Source organism: Thalassotalea sp. 1_MG-2023 (assembly GCF_030546745.1).
In the GTDB taxonomy this organism is placed as follows: domain Bacteria; phylum Pseudomonadota; class Gammaproteobacteria; order Enterobacterales; family Alteromonadaceae; genus Thalassotalea_C.
Map to the genome: position 1 here is coordinate 45,465 of NZ_JAUOPD010000015.1, position 18,332 is coordinate 63,796.

Consider the following 18,332-nt stretch of genomic DNA (forward strand, 5'->3'; position numbering starts at 1 on the left):
TAGGTTTTTTAAAACGCCATTAACTGATACTCTTTACGAAAAATATAACTCCTCACCCAAAAAATATTATTATGACAACAACTAAAAAACCTTTTGGATTAACAGCGCGTATCGTCATCGGTATGACGCTAGGCATAACTGTAGGCCTTATTCTTCAACTACTTATGGGCAAGTCTGGAGATTTCACCTTAGACTTAGCCTTATTTGAGTTTTCATTTAAAGCATTTTTCGTTGATGGTATCTTTGAAATTGGCGGTCAAATTTTCATCGCAAGTTTAAAAATGTTAGTCGTTCCTCTCGTCTTTGTTTCATTAATTTGTGGTACTTGCTCGTTACAAGATACAACAAAATTAGGCCGAATTGGCGGTAAAGCCATTAGCTTATATATGGTTACAACAGCTATTGCTATTAGTTTTGCCATGTTCATGGCTTTTGTTGTAGCGCCAGGTGAAGGCGTAAACATGACAACTAACACAACTTTTGAAGCAAAAGAAGCGCCGAGTTTAGCGCAAGTGTTTATTCAGATGTTTCCGACGAATCCCTTTGCGGCATTCGCGCAAGGCAATATGTTACAAGTGATAATTTTTGCACTACTTTTTGGTATTGCCATTGCGTTATCTGGAGAAACAGGTAGCCGCGTAGCCAAAATGTTTGAAGATTTAAATGTTGTTATTATGCGTTTAGTCACCATTTTAATGAACCTAGCCCCTTATGGCGTATTTTGTTTGCTGGCTAAACTGTTTGCTACCATGGATTTTAGTGTTTTCTTAAATATTTTCGCCTACTTCATGGTTGTATTCGTGGTATTAATTCTTCACGGCACGGTAACATATTCAGTATTATTAAAAGTATTAACAGGCCTCAACCCACTAACGTTTTTAAAGAAAATGCGAGATGCAATGTTATTTGCCTTCTCCACTTCAAGCAGTAATGCCACTATTCCAGTAACCATGGAAACGGCGACGAAAAAGATTGGCGCTAATAACGCAATTTCGTCATTTACAGTGCCTCTAGGCGCTACGATAAACATGGATGGCACAGCAATTATGCAAGGTGTGGCAACCGTATTCATTGCACAAGTGTTTAACGTTGAGCTGACAATTGCTGACTTTTTAATGGTAATACTTACCGCAACATTGGCATCAATTGGTACAGCAGGAGTCCCTGGTGTTGGGTTGATCATGTTAGCCATGGTACTTGAACAAGTTGGATTACCGGTTGAAGGTATCGCGTTAATTATAGGCGTAGATCGTCTCTTAGACATGACACGTACTGCAGTAAATGTTACTGGCGACTGTATGGTAACCACAGTTGTGGCTAAATCTGAAGGCCAACTAGACCAATCAGTGTTTGAGAACGAAAATGCAGGTCGAAAAATTGAAGAAATCGACTTTCATCACTTAAAACAATAAAAAGAATATTATAAAGGGGTCAGGTACAATTAAATTCATTAACATTTAATTGTACCTGACCCCTTTTATTAGTTTTGGGTGATTAAATAAAGCTTTTCTACTAAGTGGCTGACATTAAACATTCGCTGAGCAAAGCGTTTATCAGGCAAACTTTCCGCATGCAAACAAGTCACATTATAACCTGAGAAAAACTCTGATATTGTCAGTTCATCAACAGGGAAAGGTGGACCCGACATCTCATTAGCAGGAAACTCTAATGTTAATAAAAATAATTTGGTCTGAGGCTTTATGAAACGTTGAAGCTGATGAATATAAGCCTGTTGCATAGACTCAGGTAATGCAATTAATGCAGCTCTGTCATATATCCAATCAAACTCACCCACTAGTTCTGTGGTTAACGAGAAGAAGTCACCTTGCCATAAAGTGATATTTTCATGTTGATACACATAAAAATCGCCTACACGTTGTGAATTTACGTTAATCTCTTTTTCTTTGAAAAAATCTTGGCAAGCAATTTTACTTAATTCTGAGCCTACCACATTAGCGTATTCAGCAAACCAGATCATATCATCTGATTTACCAGATAAAGGCACTAAAACTCGTTTAATAGGCACGAAACTCGCGGGTTGTTTTGTTGAACATTCATCCTTTAACAGTTCAGGCAATATGACCCGTTCAAGTAAAGGATGATAGTCTAATTGATGAAATCCTAGGGTATTACGTTCCCAGCATTTATGCCAAAAGTTTGCTTCCATTAGTTATTTAACTAGGAAAAATACGATTGTGTTGCCAAAGTTTACTAATCGTATTATCTATTGATAACGATGCAGCCTTAGATAACTTTTCTGCCAAGCCTTTTTTAACCGAATATTTTATGCCGATCACTTTACGGTTTTGATTCGCTTGATAAATGTAATCATCACTTATGATAAGTTCATCGATTAAATTCACCGTGATCGCTTTTTTACCCAACCATGTTTCTCCTGTTGCTACGCTTTCTACATCTAAAGCTGGACGATGCTCAGTAATATGCTCTTTAAATAGCGCATGCATTTCTTCAAGCTCTTCTTTAAATTTTTCACGACCTTTATCGGTATTTTCACCAAACATTGTTAAGGTACGTTTGTATTCGCCTGCTGTTAATTGCTCAAAGTCAACATCATTTTTCTTCAAAACTTTATTAAAGTTAGGAATTTGTGCGATAACACCGATAGAACCAAGAATCGCGAATGGTGCACTAACAATTTTGTCTGCAACACATGCCATCATATAACCACCACTCGCAGCTACTTTATCAACAGAAATCGTTAACGGTATGTTTGCTTGTTTAATTCTCGCTAGCTGTGATGCTGCTAAACCATAACAATGTGCCATACCACCACCACTTTCTAAGGTTACTAAAACTTCATCTTGCGGTTTAGCCACCATTAGCACAGCTGTTATTTCTTCGCGTAACGCAGAAACTTCTTTCGCATCAATACTGCCTTTGAAGTCGATCACAAATAATCGAGGCTTTGTTGACTCTTCACTATCAGTCTGTGATTTTTTCGCTTCTTTTGCTTTTAATTTTGCGGTTTTTTTGTTTTGCTTTTCTTTTTCTTTTAACGCTTCTTTACTGAGTAAATGATGGGTAACTTCTTCTTCCACTTCTTTAAGTTGTTCTGAAATATCAGTAACTTCTAACTCACCCCGCTTCTGAGCTTGTTTCATCGCAGAAGCCGCAATAATGGCAACAATACCAGCGAACGCTAACACAAACGTAATGGTTTTCGCTAAAAACAATCCATAATCGTATATAAATTCCAAAGGATACTCCCTATATATGGTTCTTCTATCATGTAAATGGGGATAATATTCAATAAAAAAAGCCCCAACACAATACGTTGAGGCTTTTTTGAATAATGTAAAGGGTAGTATTATTTCACAAGTTCAGTGTTTTCAACCTGAATCATTTGACCTTTACTTAAAATGAAGCTAATCAGTTGCCTTTGCATTTCAGTCATCACAGCAGCACTTTTTTCTTCATCTGGTGATGCTGCATTAGCTCTTGGGTCTAATAATGAACCATGGTGTCCATATAGAAACCTTACAGCACCTGACCCTTGAGTTGTTTCATTAACCCCTGGCAATCCTAGTAATGCAATTGCAGGTTCAGTACCGCCTAATGGTGTAAACGGTGCTGTATTCGTTACCACTTGATCGGGCAAGTTATCCATACCATTACCGACAATTTCAAATAATAAAGTAGGCGTACCTGTAGCTGCTAACTGTTGCACAAAGTTCACCGGGTCACCTGAGTCTGTAACTGTTTGCGCTATTAAAGTAAATTGCGCAAATACGGCGTCAAGCTCAGCTTGTTGAGCAGCTGTTAAGCCCGCATAAAACTGTTCATAGGTTGCCGTTAATTGTTCTTGGGTATAGCCAGTAGGGAAACTCATATCAACGAAGTTTTTAAAGTCTTCCGATGCACTATACGCTAAGTTTGATTTTGCTAAACCTTCAAATGCTGGTGATTCAATACCAAAGTTAGCTAACATTAAACCAGGCATCGCCAAAATATTTGAAGTAATATTTAACAAAGGATCAAACGTCGGTGCTAAAGGTGTATTTGCTAACGTCACCGCATTAATTCCGTAAATAGCACCAAGAGAATGCCCAAGAAAATGCACTTCATTACTGTTAATGTTTATCGCATTACCATTACTGTCTACACCACCAAAGAAGTTCAGCCCTAAGCGAACGCCCAGTAGGTCAATGGCACTTTGACGAGTATTATCACGCATCGTTAACATGCTACCTAAGTTCATATAATGTAGCGCACTGACGGTCGTAGCGTTAATTTCATCGCCCGGTGCACCATCAAGGTTAAACCCACGAGTACCATGTATAGGGTAATCAATTGCAACAGTGGCTAAGCCGTTAACAGCTAACATACCCGTGAGGTTTAACATTACCTCTTTTTGTGTAGTGATACCGTGTTGTAATATCACAACTGGCCAACCTTCAGCAGGTTCAGTAATAGGATCCATTCCCATACTAGCCCGTACAGGGTTCACCCAAGCTAAATCAGGCGTTGTCATTTGTACTTCCAGTGGCATCATTGCATTCACTTTTGGTACAGGGTTATATTTCGTTAGGTTACGCTCAGTATCAATACCTAAATCACGTAAACCTGGAGCTGGCAAACCGCTAGCCTGAGATATTGCCATACATTGTGCGTCAGTTGGGCTTATTGGCTCTGCAGGAATAGCCGCAGGATTTTGCGCAGCTAGGCCAGCTAACATAGCCGCTGAATCACATAAAGCTGTCCACCAAGTATTTGCCGGTGCTGTTGGGTTATCAGCTGATGGCACTCCTGAATAGTACGGTAAAGTAATACTACCCTTCATGTAATTAGCCGCAGAATATAATGGTACAGCTTGTGGCGGTATTTGCCCTGCTAATACATCAGCAACCGACATGCCTGTATCTGACATAGCAATTGACGGGTATATGCCCTGCTGTAAATTATTTGCCATTAAACTTTTCAAGGTAAATAGTACGTCAGTTGTTGACTGAGTAGTCATCGCCATGGTGTATATAATGTCATCGCTAGTGACACCAGCGGAAACAACCGCTTTTTCATAGCTGTTAATCACCCCTTGTAGAACAAGTTGCGATTCACTACCTAATGGTTTTTCATTGATATCTTGTCTTGCCAGCTCATAAGTTGTAGAGCCTGCAATGGCATTACCATCACTGTCTTGTAAGCTATTTGTTAACGCAAAAACATAGGTAGTTTTACCTTTTAAAGGCTTTAACGGCACAAATGCGATCGAATTACCTGATTTTTGCGTAACAAAATCTTCTAAATAGGTTAATTCTTTAACAACTTTACAAGCTAAGCCACGCTCAACAGCTGCGCAGTCAGCATCAGTTGTATCTCCACCCATAATTGTTTCAAAAACACGTACTGAAGACGGGTTAAAAACACTGTCGCCATCGAGCATGCGCCCCTCGGGCATATCAATATTGATCACAAATGGATTAACAGTTGACCAACCATCTAAAGCGCTGGCAGCAACAAAAGGATCAGAACCGTCTGTAGGATCTTCTACTGGAATTTCTAATGTACCATCTATCGAACCTGAGAAAATCAAATCATTTGGTACAGAAAGCCCCTCAATACCAGAGGCTGGATCAAACACGATACGTGCTGGCGTAATAACAGCAGGCGTTTCGCTTGCTACATCTTTTTTAACATCTTTAACAGTTTCGCTATCACAGGCAGCTAAGCCAAGTGTGCTTGCAATTGCGAGACTCAGAACTAGCTTTTTCATTTTTTCTCCCCATAGACGAGTCTTTTTATAATTGTAATTAGTACTTGTTTTTTATTATTAAGACTCAGCCAAGTTTAACAAGTTAGACCAGTTAAACTTAACTCATGAAAAGGCTTTTCGCTAGCGCTTTTTTCATAAATTCCGCATATTTTGTCAAAAGTAGGGTTGTTTGCTTAACTTTTCCTCGTCATAGGCACTGTCAATCAGTAAAATAACCTTTCATTTTCGAAATTTTATAATCACCATGTTCGACTACACGATAAAAGACAATTGCCTAATCAATAAAGTTATTTTGGTCACCGGTGCAGGCAGCGGTATTGGACGCCAAGCAGCTTTGACATACGCTAATCTAGGCGCAACGGTTATTCTGTTAGGAAAAACCGTGAGCAAATTAGAGCAAGTTTACGATGAAATACTGGCAAATGGTGGCACAGAACCAGCAATCATTCCTTTAGACTTAAAAGGGGCGACTCAGCAACATTATATTGATATGTCTAACACTATAGCCCAGCAATTTGGTCGGTTAGATGGTGCGTTACTTAATGCTTCGATGTTAGGTGAGTTAACCCCATACACACATATTCATCAACAAATTTGGGATGATATTGTTCAAGTTAATATCACTGCACAGCATTTATTAGCACAAGCATTGATCCCTACTTTATTAAAAGCAGAGAGTGCATCATTAGTATTCACAACTTCAAGTGTCGGTAGTAAAGGGCGAGCTTATTGGGGAGCTTATAGTGTTTCTAAATTTGCCACTGAAGGGTTAACTCAAGTTATTGCAGATGAGTATGATGAAACGGGTTTACGAGTAAATGCAATTAACCCTGGCGCTACAGCTACTCCCATGAGAGCAACAGCGTATCCCGCTGAAGATCAATCTACTTTAGCTTCACCCGAGGATATTATGCCCCTGTATGTTTATTTAATGGCTGATGAGAGTCAATCAACTACTGGACAAATTATTAAAGCGCAATAAGGGTGTGATTATTAAATAAATATCTACGCTTCGTGCAATCAAAAATGCCGAGCATTGCTCGGCATTTTTAAATCATAAAGAATAGAACTTGTTTAACTTTAGAGATTAAATTTTGTTCAAACTAAACGGAAAGTTCAACAGCCCCTAATTAACGTAATTCTCTTCGAAGAATTTTGCCTACATTGGTTTTTGGCAGCTCATCTCTTATTTCTACATGTTTAGGTACTTTGTAGTTGGTTAACTCACTTTTACAATGTTTAATAATGTCTTCTTTGGTTAACGTAGTATCTTTTAATACGACAAATAACTTAACTTCTTCACCACATACTTCATGAGGTATGCCAATAGCAGCGGCTTCTAAAATACCTTCATGCGAAACAGCAACTTCTTCGATTTCATTTGGAAAAACATTAAAACCGGAAACAATTATCATGTCTTTTTTACGATCAACAATTCTAAAAAAGCCATTTTCATCCATCGTTGCAATATCACCAGTTGCCAACCAACCATCTTTTAAAATTTCATCTGTAGCGTCTTGACGATTATAATAACCCGCCATTACTTGTGGGCCTTTAACGCACAATTCACCAGCTTCGCCTACATCTGCTTCTGTACCATCATCTTTAATAATTCTAATATCTGTAGATGGCGCAGGTAAGCCTATACTGCCGTTATAATGTTCTTGATTGTAGGGGCTAAGGGTAACCAATGGTGCACATTCCGTTAAACCATAGCCTTCTAATAAACGTGTTTTAGTGACTTTTTCCCACTTTTCAGCTACCGGACGTTGTACCGCCATACCGCCACCCAGTGACACTTTTAAATAGCTAAAGTCTAAATCTGCAAAGCCTGGCGTGTTAAGTAACCCATTGAATAACGTATTAACCCCAGTAATGGCGGTAAATTGATACTTTTGTAACTCTTTAACAAACCCAGGCATGTCTCTAGGGTTTGTGATCAGTAAGTTTGTACCACCAAGCGTTAAAAACGTTAAGCAGTTCGCGGTAAGCGCAAAGATATGATAAAGCGGCAATGCTGTAACAACTAATTCTTTACCTTCTTCCAGTTGAGGTTTAATAACGGCTTTCGCTTGTTCTAAATTCGCAACCATATTTCGATGCGTTAACATTGCACCTTTAGAAAGGCCTGTTGTGCCACCTGTATATTGTAAGAATGCTAAGTCGTCACCTTTCAACAATACGGGTGTATAAGGAAGCGTTTTTCCTTTTGATAACACAGTATTAAAACGAATCGTGCCTTTTAACTTAAAGGCAGGGACCATTTTCTTCACATACTTAACGACCGCATTAACAATAGCACCTTTAATGAAGCCTAAACGATCCCCTAACGATGTCATCACTATATGTTGCACATTGGTATTATCAATGACTTGCTCAAGAGTATGAGCAAAGTTTTCAATGATTAACATGCCTTTTGCACCTGAATCATTTAGTTGATGTTCAAGTTCTCGAGCAGTATATAATGGGTTAACGTTAACTACCGTTAACCCCGCAAGTAGAGCGCCAAATAGTGCTACGGGATATTGCAAACAATTAGGCACCATAATAGCAAATCTATCGCCTTTTTTAAGACCAAGATCTTGTTGGCAATATGCGGCAAATGCTTTAGCTTGTTCTTCTAACTCAGCATAGGTTATTTCCGCTCCCATGTTGATAAATGCAGCACGATTTGCGTATATGCCAACATATTTATCGAACATCTCAACTAACGAGCTATATCTATCCGGATCTATTTCATGAGACACTCCGGGCGGATAACTTTTTTCAAGCCATACTTTTTGCACTATGCATCTCCTCTCTTGCACGCAACTTTAACACTAGTCTTTGCTATTAATAATTTTATATTGATCTCTTTTTTAATGTTATTTTTACAAGAGATAAGGACCAGCGAATTTAAACACTTGTTTGAATCAGCAAGTTTTACTGTAATACTGGTCTAATGTCTATAACTTTTCGGCAAAAAATCATATTTGAACAACAGTTTTTACTATTTAATAGGTTTTTGAATAAATTCGTCAACCAATTTTGCTGTTTTTTCCGGCGATTCCATATGAACATGATGCCCTCCACTCAATTGATTAATCGTTAACGTTTTAAAGTATGGCTTAAAAATGTCAATCGCGCGCGCAACAAAGCCTAATCCCTTATCACCGCTAATAAGCTGAACAGGGCAATCAATATTGTTCACTATACTCGTTGCTTGAGGTTCAGTTAAGCGATACGGTGAAATGTTTTTCAATTTGCTATCAGCTCGCCATGTATAACCATGTTCAACTTTTTTTAGACCGCGATTTACAATGAGTGAGGCATCTTTCTCGTTTAAATCTGATACCGATATTCTCGCTTTTATTGCTGACTCTATTGTTGGATGTAACGGTTTACTTTTATCTGTGGATTTAATCCTACTGAGTAATCCTTTCCTCAGCTGCTCAGCTGTATTATCGGGTTCATCAGTTATAAACCCTATCGCATCTATTAGCGTTAGACTGGCAACTTTTTCTGGGAACGCAGCAGCAAAAGCTTGTGCGATCATTCCCCCCATGGAATGGCCGATGATATCCAACGTCGACCATTTTTGTTGTTCAAATAACAACACTAAATCGTAAACATAGTCTAAAAAATGATAATGGGCATCTTTGCTTCTATGATCTGAATGGCCATGCCCTGGCCAATCAATTGCCACGATAGAGTGATTAGATAAACATTGCATCAATGGGGTAAAACTTGCGGCATTATCTAACCAACCGTGTAAACACAATATCGGCCGCTCGCTATGAGGGCCAGAAGTAAGCCCTGCTATGTGCATGCCATGAGGGCTCGCGGTATACTCGCTGATCATCGCTGTTAATTCATTTACTTATTGTTAGTTTTTGTAGCATTGGTTTTTGTCGGGCTGTTTACACGACGATAAATGGGTCTGTGATAATAAGGGTTAGCGTAGTGCCAAAGTGAAGGGGTATACCAGTGTGGATAATGTTCTACACGGATATCAACTTGCTTTACTTCTTTCCATAAATGTACATAATCAGCCACCAATGTTGGGTATTGATAACTATGTTCGCCTATTTTTCCTTCCGTTAGATCACCTATACGACCAATGGCAGTGATACTGCGACCTTCTTTATAAATAACCGGATCTAATAGGCCAGAATAAATAACCTTAAATCGTCCTTTCGTTTCATCTTTTACTTTTGGCCTCGTTGAACCTTTAAGATCAAAATGAACCACTTCTATCACCGTTCTATCAGCTTCATTATTCACTTTTGCAATAACTCCACCCCATCTGGCTACTGAACCTTTTAAGGCATTTTCTTGACTTTTAGCTTGCTCAAAATTGGTTAAGCTCGCATCGTCTGCCACTGATAGCTTTTCAGGTATGTGAACACAAGCAGCTGTTAACCAAGTTAATAAACTTAAAGCGATAATTCGAGTTGTCATAATATTCTCCTTTTAATACTGCTGAGACACTTGTGATTTTATTAATAAATAAGTGGTCATCATACCGAGTACAGACCAAATCACCACCCAGATAAATTCTGGAATAAAAGTAAGCTGCGCTAAAGCAGCTCCATCACCTAATGAACGACCGTCAAATAAGTATAATGGGCTCTTTATGCTATTAAGTACCACTGTAGCACCAGTGAGTTGAAATAAAAAAGGTAAATAAACCTTTTTAAAATAAAACAATTTTAAAGTGACAAAAATCCATAAAAACAGAATAATCACTACCGTTAATAAATTTTTAGCCCAAAGCAATAAGCTAATCGCAATGACAACGGATAAAACACCAATAAAAACTTTCATTAGTGTTTGGTGCATCGTTGACACTTTGACTAAACCAAAACCAAATAAACTTGCACCAGCATACCCCATAAAACTAATCAATAATCGACTGCCACCTTGCGTGGTACACAAGCCAGAGCCATCTAAGTTTAATTGAATACTAACAATACTACCGCCAGTAATAAGAGCAGCTAAGCCATGACTGAGTTCATGGAAATAACTTTCAAACCATTTTAAAGGAATAGAAATAAAAGGAATTTCAACGACAAAAAAAGCGATCAAAAAAACGAATATAAGTTGGTAACGTTGAAAAAAGCTTACGTTGGGCAAAGAATGTTTATCGTGGACCAATAAAGTAGCTCTTTAGATTAAGCGTATAAGTCAACACCAAAAGACTGTGAAATAGTCTCTTGTTGTTGATGATTATTGATCGCTTGGTAGGCAGATACTGCAACTTGATGACGTTGCGAAGGTTGATCATATTGTGCCTGCTCATTAGAAGTAGTAGGTTCATCTTGCGCCGACAAACGCTGTTGTTCTTGTTCAACTAACGCGATCGATTGCTCATCAACATCAAACCGTTGTTGTTGTGCGTTATTATTTTCACGCTCTGCAGACTTTTGCTGCTGTTCACGAACAATTAACTGTTCGCTTTCTTTATTCACCCTGTTTGGGCTTTCAATACTAACGTTCTGGTTAACCTGCGGCGTGTATGCTGTCGAACTATTTACTAACATAAGTATAAAGGTAACAAATTTTCAGCTATTCGCCAAATCTATTCTCTACCTGGAAGTTTTTTCCAAGAAACCGTATCACGCACATAAACCGGCTGTGCCTGTTCTGCGGCTACCGCATTACCCGCCTGAAATTGCTTCGTAGCTAGGGTCAACATTGCTGCGGCATTAGGGAATAATATGTCTATGCTCTCTGCATTACCTGCTAGCGGTGCTAAAATTTCCTGATAAGTTTGCCAACCTGTGCCAACGGCAAAGGGTTGACTTAATTCTTCAGTTAAATATTCTGCAGCTTTATCTGGCGAAATAACGGTTTCATCAACAATCGGTTGCATAATACCTTGTTCATCTGCACGGTATGCAGATAAGTATATTTCTGACATTCTAGCGTCGATTGCGGCGATAACTTCAGTTTGTTTGTATTGTTCAAGCGCTTGCTGGGCCATAGCTTGTAAAGTTGAAACGCCTACAACGGGCAATTCTGCAGAAAACGCTAAGCCTTGAGCTACGCCAATACCTATTCTTACACCAGTAAAGCTACCGGGCCCTTGACCAAACACCAAACCATCTAACTGCTGTAATGAGCAACCTGCTTGTTTCAATGCTGCATCAATCATCGGTAACAAAATGGTACTGTGAGATTGTGGACATAATTCAAATTGCTCAATGAGCTGACCTTGCCACGATAATGCGACTGAACACCCTTCTGTTGAAGTATCTATTGCGATCAAATTTAACATAACATTTTACTACTGGTTGTTAACTTGGTGCAGATTAGCCAAGAATTGTTCAGCAGCGTAAGTATCACGGCTGCGTTTCATATCTGGCAAACTGCTTAAAAAAACCTGTCCATAAGGACGGTTCACTAATCTATCGTCACATATTACCATGATGCCTTGATCGGATACATCACGAATTAACCGCCCTACCCCTTGTTTTAAAGCAATTACGGCTTGTGGTAATTGAATATCTTGAAAAGGGTCGCCTCCTTGTCTACGTGCATCTTCGCTTCGTGCTTGCAACATAGGATCGTCTGGTGATGCAAAAGGTAATTTATCAATGATCACACAAGTAAGTTTATCACCACGCACATCAACGCCTTCCCAAAAGCTAGCAGTAGCTAATAACACAGCACTTTCATTTTCAATAAATTCATCGAGCATTTTGCGTTTACTCATTTGCCCTTGTACTAATAACGAATTATCGATGCGTTCAGCTAATAAATCAGCCACTAGGTTCAGCATCCGATAACTAGTAAAGAGCATAAAGCACGCGCCTTTACTCGCTTCAATTAGCGGGATAGCAATCTCTGCCAGTGCATTAGCCCTAGCTGGGTTTTGTGCATCAGGTAAATAACGCGGTACGATTAATTGCGATTGATGCAAGTAGTCAAATGGGCTATCAACCAATAATGTATTGGCACTAGATATACCTAATTGTTCAGTAAAGTGTTCAAAACCACCATTAACAGCAATAGTCGCAGAGGTAAAAATCCAACCGGCATTCGATTGTGTAATATAATCGCTAAATTTATCGGCAACACTTAAAGGGGTTAAGTGAAGCACGACATGTCGACGTGTAGTTTCATACCAAAAACTCATGCCAAATTGTTCAACATTCGCCATAATATCGTATTTTGATAAGGTTGCTACCGCTCGTTCAAAACAATTATCAATAGCTTCGCTACGTGAAATACATAACTTTAACACCTGATATAAAAAATCGAGATCGGTCTTAATGTTTTCAAAGCTACGATGAATACGAGGCAGTTGTATTTTTTCTCGCCAGTTTCCTCTTCCTGGATCATGAGGAAATAGCAAGCGAAATTCCATTGCCGTTTTTTGTAATTTTTCTGCTGCTTTACCGAGTTGCTTTACATCGGTCAGTTCAGTGCGGTAAAGCTGTAATACATCTGAACACAACTCTAATATTTGACGAGTAGAAAAAGCATCACCAAAGTATTCACTGGCAATATCAGGTATTTGATGCGCTTCATCGAATACCACTACATCTGCTTTAGGGATAAGCTCGCCAAAACCCGTGTCTTTTAATGCCATATCAGCAAAAAATAAATGGTGATTAACCACCACAACATCGGCATCAATTGCTTTTTTACGCGCTTTAACTAAATAACAGTCATCAATATTAGGGCAATCTTTCGCTAAACAATTATCAACGGTACTGGTGACAAAAGGAAATATTTGCGAATCTTCCGCAACATCAACTAATTCGCCAATGTCTCCTGTGTGAGTTGCCGTACTCCACGATTGAACTTTAACAAAATCAGCTAATGATTGAGCATCTAATTGCCCTCTCTCTTGCTGATATAACGCTAAACGGTATAAACACAAATAATTTGCTCGACCTTTAAGTAAAGCCATTTGTGCTTTAGTTGCCATTGCCTTCCGCAATAATGGAATATCTTTGTGAAACAACTGCTCTTGGAGGTTTTTAGTACCGGTTGAAACAATCACTTTTTTTTCAGAAAGTAACGCCGGTAATAAATAAGCAAATGTTTTACCTGTACCTGTTCCAGCTTCCGCCACTAAGCTTGATTGATTTTCTATCGCAAGTTCAACTTCGATTGCCATATCAATTTGCGCTTGGCGCGGCGAATAGCCATTAAGCACTTTCGCTAATACGCCAGAAGTTGAAAATGCTTGTTCTACAGGTGTCATAGGGTACTAGGCAGAAGAAATTTTCGCCCATTATAAAGCGCCAACGTAGAATTGGAAGTTACCATTGATGGAAATATTATCTCAATATGGAATTAACGTAGGTAAACCTTAATGGCCAACCTTTAATAACCTACGATCTTTGTTTATTACCGGTCGAAAAAGGCATACATAATGAATTATCAAAGTATGTAAAAATCGAGAAAAACTGTGTTAAACGTAGATGTCTAGATGGGGTTTTTCATCATCGTCTTTGTCGTTTTTATCTTGTGAAGGTTTAGGGTGTAACACATCTTGTTTGTGCAAAATTTCAGGTTCTACCACTTCATCAACGACATATTGGGGTGGTGTTTGTTCTTGATCCGCCTCAGGCGCTTGAACATTTGAATGTGCGGATTTTTGGTCAGATTGAGAGTCTTTAACAAAATATAAATGATGATCTTCCACGTGATCAACATCATCAGATAGCGCTTTTGTTGCCGCTTGCTTGGATAGTGACTTAACGCGTAGTTTGTCTGGTTTAATCGGCGTTGGCCTTACCTTAGTTAACGCTGTTGTAAAAATATCCATTATTCACCTTTATAGACAGCCACCTTGTTTAGATAACTGATTTCACTTTACACCTATTACCATAGATTGCCTATACCATTAACTTCTGTATCGGCTTTGATAGATTAAAGTTTACACATTTAGACCATTTATTCATAAAACTTTCACATTTATTACTTGCGCATATTTCATTTTACCCGTAATGTAAAAAGCAATTAACGACTTAATACTAGATTGTGTAGTGGCACAGGTAACAATAATTACCTCAAGCTATACATACCATGAGAAAAGAGAACGAAATAAATGTACTTAAACCTGAACGCAATTCATCATCACCATCATACGAATTAGCCACTCAGGTTTATTCGCTGAAGGGCTATTGGACCTTTCAGCGGAATAAAGTAAAAGTCATTACCAAAACCCCCGAAAGAGTCCAACTCTTTCGGGGGTTTTGTCGTTTTTAAGGCAAACGAATTGTATATACAGGGTAATTAGGCTTTTAAATTTACACATTAATAAATTAGGAATAAAACAATGACAACTGATACTCGCTTACGCATTGCGATGCAAAAATCTGGTCGCTTAAGTGATGACACACAAGCATTATTAAAACGTTGCGGATTAAAAATTAACGTTTCTGATCGTCGCTTACTTGCACATGTCGCCAATATGCCTATCGATATTATGCGCGTACGTAGCTCAGATATTCCTGGATTAGTCATGGACGGTGTTTGTGATCTGGGTATTGTTGGTGATAATACCCTTGAGGAAACAGCATTAGAACGCGAACGTTTAGGTGCCAAATCAAAGTACATAAAAACTTCACAGTTAAACTTTGGTGGCTGTAGACTTTCAATAGCCATGCCTGAAGAGTTCAATTATCAAGGTGTTGAAAGTCTTAACGGCAAACGATTTGCCACCACTTACCCACAATTGTTGCAACGTTATGCTGATGCACAAGGTATTAATATTGAATTTTGTTTACTTAAAGGCTCAGTAGAAGTAGCACCAAGAGTTGGTTTAGCCGACGGTATCTGCGATTTAGTGTCTACCGGCGCAACATTAGAAGCTAATGGTTTAAAAGAAGTTGAAGAAATTTTCCGCTCAAAAGCATCATTAATTCAAACAGCAACACCTTTAGCTGCAAATAAGCAAAGTATCTTAGATACGTTATTACCTCGTATTCAAGGTGTAATGAAAGCGAAAGAAAGCAAATACATTATGTTACACGCGCCTAAAGATAAAATTAATCAAGTCAGTGCATTAATGCCAGGAAAAGAAACACCAACTATTCTACCGTTAGCGGGCCGTGACGATTTAGTCGCTGTGCATGTAGTAGCGACAGAAACCTTCTTCTGGGAAACAATGGAAGGGTTAAAAGACCTCGGCTGTGACTCGATCTTAGTCATGCCAATTGAAAAAATGATGGGGTAGTAACATCATGTCTATTCGCATTATTAATTGGTCATCATTAAATAAGCAAGAAAAGCGAACCGCTCTCATGCGTCCAGCACTTGCTGAAAGTGATTTACTTGCGACTCAAGTGGCCAATATTATTAACGAAGTAAAGGCGAAAGGTGACGAGGCGCTTTACAATTTTTGTCAGCGATTTGATGGCGTTACCTTAACTAATTTACGCGTGAACGATGAACAAATTAACCAAGCAATCGCATCATTAAGTGAATCGCGTTTAGCCGCTATTGAAACAGCATATCAGCAAATCAAACGGTTTCACCAAGCACAACAACCTACAGATATTACCGTGGAGACAACACCAGGTGTAGTGTGTACGTTAAAAACGGAGGCAATAGAAAGCGTTGGGCTATATATTCCAGCTGGAAGTGCTCCACTCCCTTCTACGGCTCTCATGCTTGGTGTTCCAGCACAGCTTGCTGGTTGTCATCGAAAAGTGCTTGTTAGCCCACCTGACAAACAAGGCAATATTGCTCCTGAAGTGTTAGCCGCTGCCAAGTTATGTGGAATAGATGAAATTTATGCTGTTGGTGGCGCACAAGCATGTGCAGCACTTGCCTATGGTACTGATTCAATCGCACCAGTTAATAAAATATTTGGACCAGGAAACAAATACGTTACTGAAGCAAAAACCCAACTGTCACAACATGTATTCGGATTTGCTATTGATATGCCAGCTGGCCCCTCAGAAGTATTAGTGATTGCCGATGAGCATGCAAACCCTGCTTTTGTTGCCGCTGATTTATTATCTCAAGCAGAGCACGGCCCTGATAGTCAGGTCATTTTATTATCAGACAGCAAAGTACTGATAGAACAAGTAAATCATGAGCTGACGAAACAGGTATCGGTGCTATCACGTAAAGCCATTGCATTAGAGGCATTAAAACAAAGCCGGTTAATATTAACCGAAAACTTAGCTCAAGCATGTGAAGTGTCGAATCTGTATGGACCTGAACATTTGATCATACAAACTGACAACGCTGAGCAGTTACTTAGCTCATTGCGTAATGCAGGTTCAATATTTGTTGGTGCATACACACCAGAATCAGCTGGGGACTATGCTAGTGGTACAAACCACGTCTTACCTACTTATGGTTACTCTAAAGTAGTATCAAGTTTGTCGTTAGCTGATTTTTCCCGACGCTTTACCGTACAACAGCTTACACGGGAAGGCTTGGCAAATATTGCAGACTGCATCAAAGAGCTAACAGACGCTGAAGGACTAGACGCTCACAAACGAGCAGTCACAATTAGGCTTGAGGAAACAACAGCATGAAAAACATCAATGCCTTAGCACGACAAGAAATTGTTGATATGGTGCCATACCAGTCTGCTCGCCGTTTAGAAGCAGGCAACGGTGAATTTAATTCAAAAATTTGGTTAAATGCCAATGAAGCCTCAGGCCCTGGCATTTATTCAATCAATGGTGATTGCATTAATCGTTACCCTGATTTCCAGCCAAATAATTTAATTGATGCCTATAGTCAGTATAGTGGGCTTAACAATGAAAACATCTTAGCAACCCGTGGCGCTGACGAAGGGATCGAATTAATTATTCGCACTTTTTGTCGTGCCTATCAAGATAATATCCTTATTTGTCCGCCAACTTACGGCATGTATGCCATAAGCGCTGAAAATCACGGCGCAGGTATTGTTAAAGTACCATTAGTTGAACAACAATTAGATATTACAGCGCTTGAACAACAAGTAGGTAAAGTAAACGTTGTATTTCTTTGTTCACCTGGCAACCCAACTGGCAACTTGTTGAATAAAGACGATATCATTCGCACCATCGAACTATTTGCAGACACAGCCATTGTGGTGGTTGATGAAGCATATATTGAATTTTCTCCGCAAAACACAGCTGCAAACCTATTGGCGAAATACCCACATGTTGTTGTACTAAGAACATTGTCTAAAGCTTTTGCTCTTGCTGGCCTACGTTGTGGTTTTACTTTAGCAAATACCGATATTATTACACTATTAAGTAAAGTCATTGCTCCATATCCTGTCCCTGCTCCTATTGCTGAAATTGCATCAGAAGTATTATCAAACAAAGGATTGGAACAAGTAAAAGTACGAGTACAAGAAACAATTATACAGCGAAACTCGCTAACCAGTTGGCTTAATGAGCAAACTTGGTGTAAAGCAGTTTTTAATTCTGACGCAAATTTTGTGTTATTTCGTTGTACGGATGAAAAAACAAAAAACAGTATATTTACGATATTGGCAGAACAAGGCATTTTAATTCGTGACCAATCAAAGCAAATGCAACTTGCGCATTGCTTGCGAATTAGCATAGGGAGTGAGCGCGAGTTAACGGTGTTAAAACAAACCCTAGCAACATTTACCCCATCACAAGCATTTAACGAAGTAGTAGAGTAA

16 protein-coding genes and 1 other annotated feature are annotated in these 18,332 nt (G+C 39.0%); of the genes, 5 read left to right on the plus strand and 11 right to left on the minus strand.

Features of this window, described 5'->3' with window-relative positions:
* Nucleotides 1-71 precede the first annotated feature (71 nt).
* Nucleotides 72-1,412 (plus strand): dicarboxylate/amino acid:cation symporter, encoded by a 1,341-nt coding sequence (locus Q4489_RS12535; protein WP_303480893.1) that lies wholly within the window; start codon nt 72-74, stop codon nt 1,410-1,412.
* Nucleotides 1,413-1,480: 68 nt separating this feature from the next.
* Here Q4489_RS12535 and Q4489_RS12540 read toward each other — a convergent pair whose 3' ends face one another.
* The 3 genes from Q4489_RS12540 to Q4489_RS12550 form a co-directional block, all read right to left on the minus strand.
* Complete coding sequence (locus Q4489_RS12540; RefSeq protein ID WP_303480895.1) at nt 1,481-2,167, minus strand: hypothetical protein; 687 nt, start codon at nt 2,165-2,167, stop codon at nt 1,481-1,483.
* Between the two features lie 7 nt (nt 2,168-2,174).
* A complete protein-coding gene (gene sohB / locus Q4489_RS12545) occupies nt 2,175-3,218 on the minus strand; it encodes a protease SohB (protein ID WP_303480897.1) in 1,044 nt (347 codons plus the stop codon).
* A 110-nt stretch (nt 3,219-3,328) separates the two neighbouring features.
* Nucleotides 3,329-5,731 carry a VolA/Pla-1 family phospholipase gene (locus Q4489_RS12550; protein WP_303480899.1) on the minus strand — a complete coding sequence of 801 codons (2,403 nt, stop codon included), beginning with the start codon at nt 5,729-5,731 and terminating at the stop codon, nt 3,329-3,331.
* A gap of 244 nt (nt 5,732-5,975) precedes the next feature.
* Here Q4489_RS12550 and Q4489_RS12555 point away from each other — a divergent pair, with 244 nt between their 5' ends.
* A complete protein-coding gene (locus tag Q4489_RS12555) occupies nt 5,976-6,713 on the plus strand; it encodes a YciK family oxidoreductase (RefSeq protein ID WP_303480901.1) in 738 nt (245 codons plus the stop codon).
* A 148-nt stretch (nt 6,714-6,861) separates the two neighbouring features.
* Here Q4489_RS12555 and fadD read toward each other — a convergent pair whose 3' ends face one another.
* The 8 genes from fadD to Q4489_RS12595 all read right to left on the minus strand — a co-directional run bounded on the left by fadD (nt 6,862) and on the right by Q4489_RS12595 (nt 14,495).
* Nucleotides 6,862-8,517, minus strand: a complete 1,656-nt coding sequence (gene fadD / locus Q4489_RS12560; RefSeq protein ID WP_303480903.1) for a long-chain-fatty-acid--CoA ligase FadD — start codon at nt 8,515-8,517, stop codon at nt 6,862-6,864.
* 203 nt (nt 8,518-8,720) lie between these two features.
* Nucleotides 8,721-9,572 carry an alpha/beta fold hydrolase gene (locus Q4489_RS12565; protein ID WP_303480905.1) on the minus strand — a complete coding sequence of 284 codons (852 nt, stop codon included), beginning with the start codon at nt 9,570-9,572 and terminating at the stop codon, nt 8,721-8,723.
* A 14-nt stretch (nt 9,573-9,586) separates the two neighbouring features.
* Entirely contained in the window at nt 9,587-10,171 is a 585-nt protein-coding gene (locus tag Q4489_RS12570) for a Slp family lipoprotein (RefSeq protein WP_303480907.1), read from the minus strand.
* Between the two features lie 12 nt (nt 10,172-10,183).
* Nucleotides 10,184-10,867, minus strand: coding sequence for a M50 family metallopeptidase (locus tag Q4489_RS12575; protein WP_303480909.1), 684 nt, complete (start codon nt 10,865-10,867; stop codon nt 10,184-10,186).
* Nucleotides 10,868-10,884: 17 nt separating this feature from the next.
* Nucleotides 10,885-11,181: a hypothetical protein gene (locus tag Q4489_RS12580; RefSeq protein ID WP_303480911.1), complete on the minus strand. Its 297-nt coding sequence runs from the start codon at nt 11,179-11,181 to the stop codon at nt 10,885-10,887.
* A gap of 110 nt (nt 11,182-11,291) precedes the next feature.
* The gene (gene tsaB / locus Q4489_RS12585; protein WP_303480913.1) at nt 11,292-11,990 is read right to left on the minus strand and encodes a tRNA (adenosine(37)-N6)-threonylcarbamoyltransferase complex dimerization subunit type 1 TsaB; all 699 of its coding nucleotides are present in this window, start codon (nt 11,988-11,990) and stop codon (nt 11,292-11,294) included.
* Between the two features lie 9 nt (nt 11,991-11,999).
* Complete coding sequence (locus tag Q4489_RS12590) at nt 12,000-13,928, minus strand: ATP-dependent DNA helicase (protein WP_303480915.1); 1,929 nt, start codon at nt 13,926-13,928, stop codon at nt 12,000-12,002.
* Nucleotides 13,929-14,138: 210 nt separating this feature from the next.
* The gene (locus tag Q4489_RS12595; protein ID WP_303480916.1) at nt 14,139-14,495 is read right to left on the minus strand and encodes a hypothetical protein; all 357 of its coding nucleotides are present in this window, start codon (nt 14,493-14,495) and stop codon (nt 14,139-14,141) included.
* Between the two features lie 305 nt (nt 14,496-14,800).
* Nucleotides 14,801-14,932: a sequence feature (His leader region), on the plus strand.
* Between the two features lie 76 nt (nt 14,933-15,008).
* Between Q4489_RS12595 and hisG the strand changes: the two genes are divergently transcribed.
* Genes hisG through hisC form a run of 3 tightly spaced genes read left to right on the plus strand, consistent with a single transcriptional unit; the run spans nt 15,009 to nt 18,332 of the window.
* Nucleotides 15,009-15,908 (plus strand): ATP phosphoribosyltransferase, encoded by a 900-nt coding sequence (hisG, locus tag Q4489_RS12600; protein WP_303480917.1) that lies wholly within the window; start codon nt 15,009-15,011, stop codon nt 15,906-15,908.
* 7 nt (nt 15,909-15,915) lie between these two features.
* Nucleotides 15,916-17,223, plus strand: coding sequence for a histidinol dehydrogenase (hisD, locus tag Q4489_RS12605; RefSeq protein WP_303480919.1), 1,308 nt, complete (start codon nt 15,916-15,918; stop codon nt 17,221-17,223).
* Entirely contained in the window at nt 17,220-18,332 is a 1,113-nt protein-coding gene (gene hisC / locus Q4489_RS12610) for a histidinol-phosphate transaminase (RefSeq protein ID WP_303480920.1), read from the plus strand. The genes hisD and hisC overlap by 4 nt, the downstream gene beginning before the upstream one ends.

Coding starts and splice junctions, on each gene's coding strand:
- Q4489_RS12550 (WP_303480899.1), bottom strand. CDS start 5,731: ATGAAAAAGCTAGTTCTGAGTCTCGCAATTGCAAGCACACTTGGCTTA.
- hisG (WP_303480917.1), top strand. CDS start 15,009: ATGACAACTGATACTCGCTTACGCATTGCGATGCAAAAATCTGGTCGC.
- Q4489_RS12595 (WP_303480916.1), bottom strand. CDS start 14,495: ATGGATATTTTTACAACAGCGTTAACTAAGGTAAGGCCAACGCCGATT.
- tsaB (WP_303480913.1), bottom strand. CDS start 11,990: ATGTTAAATTTGATCGCAATAGATACTTCAACAGAAGGGTGTTCAGTC.
- Q4489_RS12540 (WP_303480895.1), bottom strand. CDS start 2,167: ATGGAAGCAAACTTTTGGCATAAATGCTGGGAACGTAATACCCTAGGA.
- hisD (WP_303480919.1), top strand. CDS start 15,916: ATGTCTATTCGCATTATTAATTGGTCATCATTAAATAAGCAAGAAAAG.
- Q4489_RS12570 (WP_303480907.1), bottom strand. CDS start 10,171: ATGACAACTCGAATTATCGCTTTAAGTTTATTAACTTGGTTAACAGCT.
- Q4489_RS12535 (WP_303480893.1), top strand. CDS start 72: ATGACAACAACTAAAAAACCTTTTGGATTAACAGCGCGTATCGTCATC.
- hisC (WP_303480920.1), top strand. CDS start 17,220: ATGAAAAACATCAATGCCTTAGCACGACAAGAAATTGTTGATATGGTG.
- Q4489_RS12590 (WP_303480915.1), bottom strand. CDS start 13,928: ATGACACCTGTAGAACAAGCATTTTCAACTTCTGGCGTATTAGCGAAA.
- Q4489_RS12555 (WP_303480901.1), top strand. CDS start 5,976: ATGTTCGACTACACGATAAAAGACAATTGCCTAATCAATAAAGTTATT.
- Q4489_RS12565 (WP_303480905.1), bottom strand. CDS start 9,572: ATGATCAGCGAGTATACCGCGAGCCCTCATGGCATGCACATAGCAGGG.